The organism is Mesorhizobium sp. M7A.F.Ca.AU.001.01.1.1 (assembly GCF_004022735.1).
GTDB lineage: Bacteria > Pseudomonadota > Alphaproteobacteria > Rhizobiales > Rhizobiaceae > Mesorhizobium > Mesorhizobium ciceri.
In genome coordinates this window covers 1-856 of the sequence record NZ_RZPF01001238.1, presented here as the reverse complement: position 1 = coordinate 856, position 856 = coordinate 1, and the positions used below count along the sequence as shown (strand labels likewise).

Annotated in this window: 1 protein-coding gene and 1 pseudogene; both read right to left on the bottom strand. The window is 65.9% G+C overall.

The genetic code is table 11. From position 1 onward, the window contains the following. A partial coding sequence (locus EN884_RS37355) for an ABC transporter permease (RefSeq protein ID WP_164895482.1) occupies nt 1–681 on the bottom strand: 681 nt, incomplete at its 3' end. Between the two features lie 9 nt (nt 682–690). Further along, a pseudogene (locus EN884_RS40005) lies at nt 691–856 on the bottom strand (sugar ABC transporter ATP-binding protein); the annotation flags it as partial.

The following is an 856-nucleotide window of genomic DNA, read 5'->3' as shown; positions in this document are numbered from 1 at the left end:
CGGGCCTGAGATCGTGTAGGCGGCGTTCTTGGTGCGGGCAATCGGCACGCCGGCGATGTAGGCCGCCTCCTCGTTGCCGCCGACGGCGAGCAGATATTCGCCGAAGGGCGTCTTCTTCAAAACGACCCAGGCGACGACAGCCACGCAGGCGACGATGACGACCGCCAGAGGCAGTCCGAACAGCGAACCGTTGAAGACGGCGCGAAAGCCTGGGGGCAGGCCGAGGACCGGATTGCCGCCGGTGTAGATCAGCGCCAGTGCCCGATAGGTGCTGAGCGTTCCCAACGTGACGATGAAGGGCTGCAGCCCAACATGGGCGACGAGCACGCCGTTGACGAGGCCGCAGGCAAGACCAATGGCGAAGCCGGCGGCGATGGCCAGCGGAAACGGCACGCCGGCGACCATCATAGAGGCCGAGATGACGGCCGAGAGTGCTGCCGTCGGCCCGACCGACAGGTCGATGCCGCCGGAGATGATGACCAGCGTCATGCCCAGCGCCAGACAGGCATTGATGCTCGACTGCTGCAGGATGTTGATCAGGTTGCGCTCGGCGAAAAAGCCGGGCACCAGCGCGCCGAACACGGCCAGGATCACGACAAGCCCGATCAGCGTGCCGGCGTCGCGCATGGAAACACCGCGCAGGAATTCGGCCTGGGACCGCACCAGAGTGGCATCCGACATATCCGTCACCTACTGCCTTGCCGGCTGTGCGGCCGGCGTTTGCGTTTGCGGGATGGCGTGCGCCGCGATCGCCTGTTCTGAGAGATTTGCCCTATCGAGTTCGGCGGCGATGGTGCCGTCGCGCATGACCAACACGCGGTCGGCAAGCCGGATCACCTCGGGCAGTTCGGAGGAG